Consider the following 12,334-nt stretch of genomic DNA (forward strand, 5'->3'; position numbering starts at 1 on the left):
GCTGACAGGCAGCTACCCGTGGCGCGTGCGGTCGGCCACATCTCGCCGTCAAGGCCTGCGGCCGCCGGGCGTGCACGGACGCGGCACCACGGCCCGATCCCGGAATTCGAATCACGGTGATTCGAACCCGAGCGCCGACCGGCGTTACGGTCCGGGGCTAGGCCAGACCTCTGACCGGCTCCGGATTCACCTCGTCACGCCAACGGACCGCCCGCTCGACCTCACTCAGGTCGAACTTCGGCCCGCTCACACCGATGGTGAACAGATTCACCCCGGCGTCGACGAATGTCGCCGCCCGCTCCGCACCCGGCCATTGCACCGAGCGCTCGATCTTCGCCTGATCGGTGCCGACGTCCGCGCAGTGGTCGGTGAGCACCTTGTTCTTGTGCGCGATCGCGTCGAGGTCGGCGAAGGTATGCCATATATCGGCGTACTGCGCGACCAGCCGCAGCGTCTTCTTCTCGCCACCGCCGCCGATCAGGATCGGGATATCGCGGGTCGGCTGCGGATTCAGCTTCTTCAGCCGGGAGGTGAGCCGGGCCATATTCGCCTTCAGCAGCGCGAGCCTGGTTCCCGGCGTACCGAATTCATAGCCGTACTCGTCGTAATCCTTCTGGAACCACCCCGCGCCGATGCCGAGAATGAGCCGGCCATTGCTGATGTGGTCCACCGTGCGCGCCATATCGGCGAGCAGATCGGGATTGCGGTAACCGCCGCCGGTGACCAGCGCGCCGATCTCGATTCGTTCGGTCTGCTCGGCCCACGCTCCGAGCATGGTCCAGCATTCGAAATGCGCACCGTTGTGGTCGCCGGTCAGCGGATAGAAGTGATCCCAGTTGAAGGCGATATCGACGCCCGCATCCTCCGCGCGCAGCACGGCGTCGCGCAGGAGTCCGTAGTCGGAGGCGTGCTGGGGCTGTAGCTGTACACCGATTCGAACCGGTCGCGTCATGAGCCTGCTCCTCGTTGCTCGATCTGGTTCCCCGATCGAGGCTACCGGCGTCAAGATCTTCAGCGCAGCTATTACCCGGGGTCCTGTCCCGCGCAGTGCACCGCGAACGAAGCGAAACGTATAACGCGCGCGAAGCCACTGGCCCAGCACGAGTCCAGGTTGCTCAGCTCCAGAGTGCCGTCGATGATCATCACTTCTCGGCCGTCCCCATTCCCGGCTGAGCCCGTAAGGAAGGCGGAGGTGGAGGGAGCTGCCACGGACACCGCTGTCCGGCGGGAACCGGCCGCTCGACGGCACCGATCTATTTCTGCGCGAACTCGAGCGCATCGCGCGCGAAGCAAGCACATCCAGTAATATCGCCGGTCAACCCTTACTCGGATCGTCCGGCACGTTCCTGCCGGTGATGGGATGTGATTTGTCATGGCCACCGTGACCTTCGATAGCGCGACCCGGCTCTACCCCGGCTCGACCAAACCCGCCGTCGACAAGCTGAATCTGGAGATCGCCGACGGGGAATTCCTCGTGCTGGTCGGCCCGTCCGGCTGCGGTAAATCAACCTCGCTGCGGATGCTCGCCGGGCTCGAGGATGTCGACGACGGGCGCATTCTGATCGGCGACAACGACGTCACGCACGCCGAACCCAAGGAACGCGATATCGCCATGGTGTTCCAGAACTACGCGCTCTACCCGCATATGACCGTCGCGGAGAATATGGGCTTCGCGCTCAAACTCGCCAAGGTCGCCAAGGCGGAGAAGGAGCGCCGGGTGCTGGAGGCGGCCAAACTGCTCGACCTCGAGCCCTATCTGGACCGCAAGCCGAAGGCGCTGTCCGGCGGTCAGCGTCAGCGCGTCGCGATGGGCCGGGCGATCGTGCGCCAGCCGCAGGTATTCCTGATGGACGAACCGCTGTCGAACTTGGACGCCAAGCTGCGCGTGCAGACCCGCACGCAGATCGCCCAGCTGCAGCGTCGCCTCGGCACCACCACCGTGTACGTCACGCACGACCAGGTCGAGGCTATGACCATGGGTGATCGGGTCGCGGTGCTCAAGGACGGACTGCTGCAGCAGTGCGCGACGCCGCGTGATCTGTACCGGGATCCGGCGAATGTGTTCGTCGCCGGATTCATGGGTTCGCCCGCGATGAATCTGTTCACGCTGCCGGTCGCCGACGGCGCGGTGCAGCTCGGCGGCGCCGAGCTGGCGGTACCGCGGTCGGTCGCGGATGCCGCAGAGGGGTCGGTAGTGGTCGGCGTGCGGCCCGAACATCTGGAAATCGGTGGGGCGGTGGACAAGTCGGGCATCCAGATGGAAGTCGACGTCGTCGAGGAGCTGGGCTCGGACGCCTACATCTACGGCCGCACGGTTGCCGAGGGCGCGACGAACGGCGCGGCCGAAACCATTGTGGCGCGGGCGGATTGGCGCAACCCGCCGGAGAAGGGCACCCGGGTGCGGTTGACGCCCACACCGGAACACACCTACTTCTTCTCCGCCGTCGACGGTCGCCGTCTGTCCTGAGACCGCTGCGCGTGCACTTTCGCCGATCCGACACTTCCTACCGGATACCGGCGAAAGTGCACGCGCAGAAACCGAGGTGCCGTCCTTGCCCTCGTCGTTGAAGGCAGCACAGGCCGCCTCCCCAGACCGCTCGCAGTGTGGAACTGTCCGATGAGCGCGATGCCATCGGCGTTCGCCCACGGCGGAAGACCACGCGAAAACCACGCCGCACTCATAAACTCGACGCTCGAACGGGATCTGCGTGAGGAGTGGACGTTGAAGATAGCGGTGCTCGGTACCGGGCAGGTCGGACGCAGGCTCGCGAGCAAGCTGGTCGAACTGGGACACGCGGTGACGCTCGGGTCCCGGACCGCCGACAATGCGGCGGCAACCGAGTGGTCGAACGAAACCGGTGGCAGCCATGGCACTTTCGCCGACGCCGCGGCCGATGCCGAGCTGGTGTTCAACGCGACCTCCGGCACCGTCTCGCTGGCTGCGCTCACTGCGGCGGGCGCGGCGAATCTGAGCGGGAAAGTGCTGGTGGACGTGTCGAATGCACTGGATTTCTCCGGTGGATTCCCGCCGAAATTGGCCACCCCCGAGGCGGGCAGCGTCGCCGAGGCGATCCAGCAGGCCTTCCCGGACGCGCGGGTGGTCAAGACCCTCAACACCATGAACAACCAGCTCATGGTGGACCCGTCCCGAATTCCAGGGCAGCACAATGTCTTTCTGAGCGGCGATGACGAGCCGGCCAAGGCCGAGGTGGCGGCGCTGCTGAAATCCTTCGGCTGGTCCGATGAGCAGATCATCGACCTGGGCGGCGTCGTGACCGCGCGAAGCACCGAACCCCTTGTGCTGCTCTGGGTTCACCTCTACAACAAGTTCGGCACCGAGGACATCAACTACGCGGTTGTCACCGCCTGAGGGTCCTACTTCGCCGAGCGGATGGCGCGCGAATATTCGGGGTTGAGCCGGACACGGAGTTCTTCGAGGTCGATCTCGCGACCCGTTTCGCTGCGCACTTCCACACGAACCGGCGCACCGCTGGATTCCTCGACCAGCAGCAGCGGCGCGGGTCCCGGCTGCAGGTACGCATCGCCCCACTGCATGAGCGCGAGCACCACGGGCAGTAGATCGCGACCCATATCCGTCAGCACGTACTCGTGGCGAGTCCGCTTGCCCGACTCCTGATACGGCCGCTTGGCGAGCAGGCCTGCCTCGGTCAGCTTGCGGAGCTGGCCGGATGCCGCGGCGTCGGTGATGCCGACCCGAGCGGCGAAACCGTCGAACCGGGTCGTGCCGTAGTAGGCCTCGCGCAGGATCAGGATCGCCGAGCGGGTACCGATGAGGTCCATCGCCTTCGCGATCGAGCATTCCGTGGGTTTCCACGCGCTCAGATCTGCCAACGGTCCTTCCATCACGGCTGCCATGACGAACATCATAGCGATATCTGGCTTGAGTCGACTATATCCAGGCGTTAACCTGACTATAAGCCCATAGAGCCAGGTGAAAAAGATCGGCTCACGGTTCGAAAGGAACCACCATGAGAGACGCGGTGATTGTCGAAGCGGTACGCACGCCGATCGGCAAGGGGAAGCCGAACGGGGCACTGCACGATGTCAACGCGGTGGACCTGCTCGCACACAGCCTGCGCGCGGTAGTGGACCGCAGCGGCATCGATCCGGTGCTCATCGACGATGTGATCGGCGGCATCGTCACGCAGATCGGCGAACAGGGCGCCAATATGACCCGGCGTGCGGCGCTGGCCGCGGGCTATCCCGAATCGGTACCGGCGACGACGGTCGATCGCCAGTGCGGCAGCAGTCAGCAGGCCATTCATTTCGCCGCACAGGGCGTGATCGCCGGTGCCTACGACATCGTGGTCGCGGCAGGTGTCGAGTCCATGGGACGAATTCCGATGGGCGCAAATATGATCGGATCCGACGACTTCTCCGGTGTCGGCTTCGCCGAGCGTTATCCGGAGGGTCTGGTATCCCAGGGCATCAGCGCCGAACTGATCGCGGCCCGCTGGGGCCTGACCCGCAACCAGCTCGACGAATTCGCCCTCGGCAGCCACGAAAAGGCAGCGCTGGCAACGAAGAACGGCTCGTTCGCCGGTCAGCTCGCCCCCATCGCCGGACTGGAAACCGATGAGGGCATCCGGGTGGGCAGCACCCTGGAGACCCTCGGCAAACTGCGTCCCGCCTACTACGACGAGGCCATGGCCGCGCGCTTCCCGGAAATCGGCTGGCAGATCACCCCCGCGACGGCGAGCCAGGTCAGCGACGGCAGCGCGGCGGTGCTGATCATGACCAGCGAACGCGCCGAAGAACTCGGACTGAAGCCGCTGGCCCGGCTGCACAGCTTCGCCGTAGCCGGTGACGATCCGCTGCTCATGCTGACCGCCGTGATCCCGGCAACGCAGAAGGTGTTGCAGCGCGCCGGACTTCAGCTCTCCGATATCGATCTGGTCGAGATCAACGAGGCCTTCTCGCCGGTGGTACTGGCCTGGGCACACGACACCGGTGTGGACATGTCGAAGGTCAATGTGAACGGCGGCGCCATCGCCATCGGACATCCGCTCGGCGCTTCCGGCGCGCGCCTGATGACCACGCTGGTGCACGCCATGCAGGAGCGCGGTGCGCGCTATGGTCTGCAAACCATGTGTGAAGCAGGTGGTTTGGCCAACGCCACCATTATCGAACGGCTCTGAGTCACCGAGTACCGCGGCACCGGTCTCGCATCGGTGCCGCGGGCTCAGATCGAAACCAGCACTACCGCGATCAAAAAGCCGAGCAACCACGACTCGGCAATCAATGGCACCGCCACCAGCGGCGCCCAAGCGATGCGGCGTCGGTAACGGATCTTCTGCACAACCATGATGCCCACCGCGACTACGGAAAGGGCGATCCCGACCCACGCAACGCAATACGCGACCGGCAGATAGCGCACACCCCCATCGGGATCGGCATCACGTCCGAGAAATTCATACAGCGGCACGGCAGAGGCCACCACCCACCCGAACCCGACCACGAACACCGACCCGAGCACCGCCCGAACCGCATTCGCCAACCGCAGCTCGAACCGACTCGACCCCATACCCCAGCATGACCGTTGGATCGGACTCGCACATCCCAGTGCCACTCCGCTCCAGCACCACCCGCCCGCACTAGACGACTAAGTCCGAAGCCTGGTCAGTGGTCGTAGGCGATCAGTGAGCGGGTGACCGGTGCGGCGATCGTGTGGTTGTGCCAGATCGCGGCGGCCATCGCCAGCACGCGTTGGGCGACGCGGATCGCGACGCCCTGGCAGGAGCGTCCGCCGTGGTCTTCCAGGTCGAGTTGCCCTTTGAGGGTGTCGTTGACCGACTCGATCAACTGCCGCACCTTCTTCAGCAGCGGTTCACCGTAACGGGCCTTCTCATCCTTGCGGGATGGCCGCAGCATGGTGATCCCGTACTCGCCCAGCAGTGTCTCGAAATCACGGCCCGCGAAACCCTTGTCGCAGATCAACAGAATCCCGTCGTGCTCACCCGCCACGACCGCGTCGACCTCGAGCATCGCCGAAAGCACCTCGCGTTCACCGATTTTCGGGTCTGCTAAGGCCCACATGATCGGCATCCCCGCCGGGGTACACACCAGATACAGTTTCAAACCCCAGTAGAACCGTGAATGCGACGCGCAGTAGCCGTAACCGGCCCACCCGGCCAGCTCCGAGCGCGCCACTGTGGGTCGGGACATCCCGCACGGTATCGGGGTCGAGTCCACGATCCAGCAGTCATCGAGCCAGAAATCACTCGACCGCGCCAGCATCCGAACGACCCGCTTGACCAAGCCCAGAGCCGCCCGAAGCCGCTTGTTGTAGCCGGACTGCTGCGGCAGATACGGAAACATGCCGGTCAAATGCTTGCGGGCATACCGCAGCCAGTGCGCCTCGGAGGTAAACCCCAGCAGCGACTGCGCCACCGCCAGGCACACCAGTTCCGAATCGGTCAACACCGGAGGCCGCCCAGTCCACCGCGGTCCGGTCAACTCATCATCGATCTTCACGTACAGTGCGGTCAGGAGGGCGTCCAGATCGTTCGTCACACAATGATCTTCGACGCCCTCCGCCATGTCCGGGCATCACGGGGACTTCGGACTTACTCGTCTAGCCCACCGTCCACAGCGGCAAACGCCGACAACGAGAAGCTAGCCGCGCAGCAGCCCTGCTCCACGCGAACAATTCGCCGATCCCCGCGGCCCTGCCAGCCACACCAGGCGCGCCCGACAGGAAGCCCGCGGCAGTGCAACTCCGTGCGCGAACAATTCGCCGATCCTCGCGGCCTTGCCAGTGGCGGCAGGCGCACAGCGCGGGCGGGGGCACCGGGATCGCTAGGCTGCACGGTGATGACCGAAACCTTCGTCTACGCCATTCCGATGCGGACCCGGTTCCGCGGCATCACGGTGCGTGAGGGGATGTTGATCAGGGGGCCGCTCGGGTGGGGCGAGTTCTGTCCGTTTCCCGAGTACGACGATCGAGAGGCCGCCAGCTGGTTGGCGACCGCGGTGGAACAGGTGACGGTTGGCTGGCCGGCGCCGGTGCGGGAACTGATTCCGATCAATTGCACGGTGCCCGCGGTCGATCCGGGGCGAGCGCATGCGATCGTGGCCGGGTCCGGATGCCGCACAGCGAAGGTGAAGATCGCAGATCACCCGGATTCGCTGAGCGAGGATCTGGCGCGGGTCGAGGCGGTCCGGGATGCGCTGGGGCCCGATGGCTCGGTTCGGGTGGACGCCAATGCGGTCTGGGATGTCGAGACGGCCGTCACGCATATCAAGCAGATCGACCGTGCCGCAGGCGGTTTGGAGTACGTCGAGCAACCATGCCGCACTATCGAGGAGCTGGCCGCGGTGCGTCGGCGTGTCGATGTCCGAATCGCCGCCGATGAATCCATCCGCCGCGCCGATGATCCCCTGCGCGTCGCGGTGGCGGGTGCCGCGGATATCGCGGTTCTCAAATGCACTCCGCTGGGCGGTGTCGGCCGCGCACTCCAGGTCGCCGAGGCCGCTGGGCTGCCGTGCGTAGTCTCCTCCGCCCTGGAAACCAGCGTCGGCCTAGCCGCCCAACTCGCACTCGCCGCCGCCCTCCCCGAACTCGAATTCGCCTGCGGCCTTGGCACTTTGTCGCTCCTCGAAGGCGACCTCGTCCACGAATCACTCCGCCCCGTCGACGGCTTCATGGCGGTCCCGAAGTCACCACCTACACCCGACCCGGCCCTACTGGAGCAGTACCGCCACCCCGACCCAGCACGAACCCGCTGGTGGGAGGACCGACTTACCCGCGTCCGCGCACTGGCGCCGCCCGAGTGACCGTGTCGCGACATCAGTCGGCAACGGAGAGCAGTGGACCACCGAACCCGGCACCTCCAACAGGTCGGCGTTGCGCAACCGCGGTCGCGCGATCTCGATCGCGTTGGACACGCGAAGGCGGGCACCACAGCCGAGCATCGCGAGTTCGCATGCCTAGCCCGACAATCAGCCACCGGCGGCCGCAGACACGGCGCGACCAAAAGCAGCAGCGGCCTCAGGTCAAGCGGACACCGCACCCGAGCATGCTCGACCGCAGAACCAGCCCAGCTTCCGGCCCGATAATGCCATCGACGAGTTCCAAGTAGCGGCTGCAGAACTCGGGTCCGTGCGGGGCCACCGATCCGGCGGCGGGCTCGAGGTGATGGGCCAGTTCGTGCAGAATCACCAATTCGCGCAGTGCCCATGCGGTCGCACCGGTGTACAGCGGAACAGCCAGCACCGCATCGGCGGCCTCGTAGTGCGCGGCGGCGGTTCCGGCGCGGGAGCGGACCCGGACGGGCGTCGCGGCACGGTCCCATTGCGCCCGAATCCAATTGAGACTCAGCACCTTATCGGCGTAGACCTGCACCGATTCGACCGAGGCGAAGCGGCGCTCGATCGGCAGCGTGAGATGTGAACCGTAGAGCTCCACCGTGCGGACACCGTTTTCATCGGCTCGATCGAATACACTGCGCACCAACTGCTCGGCGTCATACACCTTGGCGCGCTGGGTATCTCGTGCACTCATCGGGCCCCGCTCACGGTTCACACCCATTGTCGCTCACACCGAGTCGGGCAATTCGCATGTCACGCAATGAATTCGCTCATTTCGCCCCGCCGGGCAACTGCCCACGCGCAGTACCGAGTTCGGGAGATGTCCCGAGTCGCGCCGCCTTCCCCGCCCGATCACCCGCACGCCGGGCCGCGGCGGAATGTCCGGCCGACGCCTGCGGACCGCGCCAGGTGCCGCGGGCATCGGAGGTCTTCTTGTAGAAGTCGGTGAGCTCGACTTCCTTATTGCGCAGGGCCAATGCCGTTCCCGCCGCCACGGTTTCGGGCACCACCTCGGCCACGACCTCCGCCTTCACCTCGGCAAGGCGTCGGCCGATCCGTGCGGCGAAGGCCATCTGAAAGTTCAGCCGCGCGGTAACCGCCGCGACCGGCGCTTGCACCCGCCGCTGCACCTTTCGGCCCCAGCGTTTCTCCGTGACGAGCTTTTCGACGGTGGCCGAACGATACTGGCCCGATTTGATGTACTGATCCGACGCACGCACCATCTGCACCAGCAGACTGGCGTAGAGGGCTGCACACGTATCGATATCGGAATCGAAGCCGTACGCGTAAACCTGCGTGGACGTGCGCGCAACATCGCAGCGCACATCATTGGCCGCGGCGATCGCCACGAACAACTGCACGTAGGTGCGCAAACCCTTCTTGCCTGGTTCGCCGATCGGAATCATCCGCTGCACCGGCGTCGGCCTGCGCTCACGTCCGGCGATATGCGCACGGGCGACCGTGAGGTCGATCGAGGACCTGGTCGCCAACCGCTGGGCCGCGGCCAGAAATGCCTCGGCCTCGTGCTCGTTATCGGTCGATTCGGCTTGGCGCAGCAACCCACCGATCCTGGTGAGCATCCGGTCCGGAACCGCATTCGGCGAAGTCATCGCCAGCCAGCCTAACCGCATCGCGGGTGACCACCACCGGGCCCGCGGAACCCGGCAGTTTGTCGACCGACACGGCCGTCGACCACACCCACCGAATCCGAACCTGATCTTGCGGTGCCACAGATCCGGCGGAAATCGTGGCTAACGGGTCACGGAATCGAGGAACGCGCGAATGACATCGACCGATTCGTGCGGCGCCTCGAAGGGCCAGAAATGTCCTGTGTCGAATAGGTGCACATCGCTGCCCGTCGGCAGCATCTCGACAACATCGGGATCGGTGTAGAACTCGTGCGGCTGCATCGGGTCCTGAGCGCCCTGCAAAATCAGCACCGGCGCCGTCCAGGAGCGGATCAATTCGGCGCGCCGATCGATCCATTCCTGCCGGAATGACGAGGAGTGGAAGTAGCGCGGGACGGCCGCGGCGATACCCGGATGGGAGAACTCCTCGATGGTGCGCAGGAGGTCCGATGCCGCGACGGGTCGCGCGGCCAGCCAGGTGTATGCCGAGGCGACGAACCGACGGGCGTCACCGAGCAGCGTCGGGGCGTCCGCCGACGTGAAGAGTTGCTGCTGCGGATGCAGGCTGGGATGCAGATGCCACAGATGCTGCTGTCCGCGGGCATATCCGGTCACCCGATCGCCGAGCATGGCGACGACGTGATCGCCGGGCGGGGTGCCGCGGTCGTGCGTCACCAGCGCGAACTCGGCGATACCGATCGTGTCCAAGAGGGCCTGGAGTTGGCCTGCCACCCCTCGTTGACGGTAATCGCCGGTGCGTTTGTCGGATTGTCCATAGCCTTTCAAATCGACAGCGACGCAATGATATCGGTCGCTCAGCAACTCCAAGGCGTAATGCCATTGCCACCACGAATCCGGCACACCGTGCAGGAACACGACCGTGGGCGCCGATGGGTCACCGGCCTCCACGTAGTGCCATGTGACGGTCTCGCTGTCACCGGGCGCCTTGACGAACCGGTGTACCACCGTCGTATCGCCGAGCTGCTCGCGTTCACCGTCGGTGTCGGTCCGCACGGGGCCGGGTTCGGGGAGTTCCCCGAGGAGTGTCCCGACACGCTGGAAGAGGTCCTGCGCAGCGCCGCCACCACTGAGTTCGGCACTGAAACGCTGCGGCGGATCGGTATACGTGTGGGCGAAATCCACAGTCATCTCGATGGTTCCTGTCCGTTGGTGCGTAATTCGGAATGCTGGGCGCGAGGTTCGTCGGCTGCGATCCACCAGCTATCGAAAGCATTCGTGTCCACCTCCGCCGTAGCTGACGAAATCGTCACATGCGATGATTCACACAGTCAAGGTTTCTGACGAAATATTCAAAACTGATAGCCGTCAGGAGGTCGGCGCGCTCAACCCGGATCCGGGCGCAGACGATCGGGCCGAGGGCCCGGCGAAATAACGAGGTTGCGAGCGACTATGACATCGCGGCGAAAGCGTCCGCCCCGGCTGGACAGTGCCCCTGTTGCGGGCACAATCGCTGCGTCGCATATAACAACCATGTATCTTGCCTTGTGCACCTGCAGGGTGTGCTGCTGCTCACGTCTCGACCCCTTGGAGTGTTCGCGATGGCTTTGAAAAAGGTGACGTCCCTACGTTCGTCGCTCGTACCACGAGCGGCGTTGGCAGCCGCCGCTGTTGCGCTGCTGACGGCGACGTTCACCAGCGCCTGCTCCAGCGATAACGGCGGCAATCCATCCAGTCAGAACCTCACCGGCCGCGGCCCGATCACCTACGTCGAGGGCAAGGACACCACCGAAACCGGCGCGGTCAAGCAGCTGATCGAGCGCTGGAACGCCTCGCACCCGGACGAGCAGGTCACCTTCAAAGAGCAGTCGAACGATGCCTCGCAGCAGTACGACGACCTGGTCGAGCACATGCGCTCCAAGCAGTCCACCTATGACGTGGTCGCACTGGACGTGCCGTGGACCGCGGAATTCGCCGCGAAGGGCTGGATCCAGCCGCTGAAGGACACCTTCAGCATCGACACCTCGGCCCTGCTGTCCCCGACGGTCGCCAGCGCCACCTACAACAACACGCTTTACGCCGCGCCGCGAAACACCAACGGCGGCTTGCTGTTCTACCGCAAGGATCTGGTGCCGACCCCGCCCAAGACCTGGAGCGAGATGCTGGCACAGTGCCCGATCGCCAAGCAGAACAATATGGGTTGCTACGCGGGCCAGCTCGCACCGTACGAGGGTCTGACGGTGAACGCGGCCGAGGCCATCAACGCCTACGGCGGCACCTTCGTCGGCGCGGACGGCAAGACCCCGACCGTGAACACCCCGCAGGCGCGTGCCGGGCTCAAGGTGCTCGTCGACGCGTACAAGAACGGCGATATCCCGAAGGAAGCCATCACCTTCAAGGAGCCGGAAAGCGCCAACGCCTTCAACACCGGCAAGCTGCTCTTCATGCGCAACTGGCCGTCCACCTTCGGTGACGCGGGCGCGGAATCCTCCTCGGTCAAGGACAAGTTCGGCGTCGCGCCGCTGCCCGGCGAGAACGGCGTCGGCGCATCGACCCTCGGCGGCTACAACGCGGCGATCAGCGCGTTCTCCAAGAACAAGGCCACCGCGCTCGACTTCCTGCGCTACCTGATCAGCGAGGACGCTCAGCACATCGTCGCGGCCGGTGCGCTGCCGTCGGTGCGCGCGTCGATGTACGACGATCCGGCGCTGATCGCGAAGATGCCGTACCTGCCCGCGCTGAAGGATTCGATCGCCAACGCGGTGCCGCGTCCGGTCACCCCGTTCTACCCGGCGGTGTCGAAGGCTATCCAGGACAACGCTTATGCTGCGTTGAACGGAACCAAGTCCGTCGACGACGCGATCAACGGTATGCAAAAGGGCATCGAGACAGCCGGGTCGTAGCGAGTACTAGAGCGG

Annotated in this window: 12 protein-coding genes; 5 read left to right on the top strand and 7 right to left on the bottom strand. The window is 65.2% G+C overall.

Going from position 1 to position 12,334, the window contains the following annotated elements; all coding sequences use genetic code 11:
* Positions 1–157 precede the first annotated feature (157 nt).
* Positions 158–952: an LLM class F420-dependent oxidoreductase gene (locus tag ACQPZ2_RS43150; RefSeq protein WP_433523581.1), complete on the bottom strand. Its 795-nt coding sequence runs from the start codon at positions 950–952 to the stop codon at positions 158–160.
* Between the two features lie 420 nt (positions 953–1,372).
* On the opposite strand from ACQPZ2_RS43150, the gene ACQPZ2_RS43155 reads away from it, so the two are divergent.
* Positions 1,373–2,467, top strand: a complete 1,095-nt coding sequence (locus tag ACQPZ2_RS43155) for an ABC transporter ATP-binding protein (RefSeq protein WP_433523582.1) — start codon at positions 1,373–1,375, stop codon at positions 2,465–2,467.
* 150 nt (positions 2,468–2,617) lie between these two features.
* A complete protein-coding gene (locus ACQPZ2_RS43160) occupies positions 2,618–3,370 on the top strand; it encodes an NADPH-dependent F420 reductase (protein WP_433523583.1) in 753 nt (250 codons plus the stop codon).
* 5 nt (positions 3,371–3,375) lie between these two features.
* Here ACQPZ2_RS43160 and ACQPZ2_RS43165 read toward each other — a convergent pair whose 3' ends face one another.
* Positions 3,376–3,888 carry a winged helix-turn-helix transcriptional regulator gene (locus tag ACQPZ2_RS43165; protein WP_433523584.1) on the bottom strand — a complete coding sequence of 171 codons (513 nt, stop codon included), beginning with the start codon at positions 3,886–3,888 and terminating at the stop codon, positions 3,376–3,378.
* Positions 3,889–3,989: 101 nt separating this feature from the next.
* On the opposite strand from ACQPZ2_RS43165, the gene ACQPZ2_RS43170 reads away from it, so the two are divergent.
* Entirely contained in the window at positions 3,990–5,159 is a 1,170-nt protein-coding gene (locus ACQPZ2_RS43170) for a thiolase family protein (RefSeq protein ID WP_433523585.1), read from the top strand.
* A gap of 44 nt (positions 5,160–5,203) precedes the next feature.
* Here the strand turns inward: ACQPZ2_RS43170 and ACQPZ2_RS43175 are convergent, their stop codons facing one another.
* Complete coding sequence (locus ACQPZ2_RS43175) at positions 5,204–5,497, bottom strand: hypothetical protein (RefSeq protein ID WP_433523586.1); 294 nt, start codon at positions 5,495–5,497, stop codon at positions 5,204–5,206.
* Positions 5,498–5,640: 143 nt separating this feature from the next.
* Entirely contained in the window at positions 5,641–6,534 is an 894-nt protein-coding gene (locus tag ACQPZ2_RS43180; protein WP_433523587.1) for an IS982 family transposase, read from the bottom strand.
* 300 nt (positions 6,535–6,834) lie between these two features.
* Between ACQPZ2_RS43180 and ACQPZ2_RS43185 the strand changes: the two genes are divergently transcribed.
* Positions 6,835–7,797, top strand: a complete 963-nt coding sequence (locus tag ACQPZ2_RS43185; RefSeq protein WP_433523588.1) for an o-succinylbenzoate synthase — start codon at positions 6,835–6,837, stop codon at positions 7,795–7,797.
* A gap of 214 nt (positions 7,798–8,011) precedes the next feature.
* Here ACQPZ2_RS43185 and ACQPZ2_RS43190 read toward each other — a convergent pair whose 3' ends face one another.
* From ACQPZ2_RS43190 to ACQPZ2_RS43200, 3 genes are all read right to left on the bottom strand, one after another.
* On the bottom strand, positions 8,012–8,524 hold the full coding sequence (locus ACQPZ2_RS43190) for a TIGR04338 family metallohydrolase (protein WP_433523589.1): 513 nt from the start codon (positions 8,522–8,524) through the stop codon (positions 8,012–8,014).
* A 76-nt stretch (positions 8,525–8,600) separates the two neighbouring features.
* Positions 8,601–9,440, bottom strand: coding sequence for a DUF2786 domain-containing protein (locus ACQPZ2_RS43195; protein WP_433523590.1), 840 nt, complete (start codon positions 9,438–9,440; stop codon positions 8,601–8,603).
* A gap of 141 nt (positions 9,441–9,581) precedes the next feature.
* Positions 9,582–10,607, bottom strand: coding sequence for an alpha/beta fold hydrolase (locus tag ACQPZ2_RS43200; protein WP_433523591.1), 1,026 nt, complete (start codon positions 10,605–10,607; stop codon positions 9,582–9,584).
* Between the two features lie 410 nt (positions 10,608–11,017).
* On the opposite strand from ACQPZ2_RS43200, the gene ACQPZ2_RS43205 reads away from it, so the two are divergent.
* Positions 11,018–12,319 (top strand): ABC transporter substrate-binding protein, encoded by a 1,302-nt coding sequence (locus ACQPZ2_RS43205; RefSeq protein WP_433523592.1) that lies wholly within the window; start codon positions 11,018–11,020, stop codon positions 12,317–12,319.
* Positions 12,320–12,334 lie beyond the last annotated feature (15 nt).

The sequence above is a fragment of the Nocardia pseudovaccinii genome (assembly GCF_050942345.1).
GTDB lineage: Bacteria > Actinomycetota > Actinomycetes > Mycobacteriales > Mycobacteriaceae > Nocardia > Nocardia pseudovaccinii.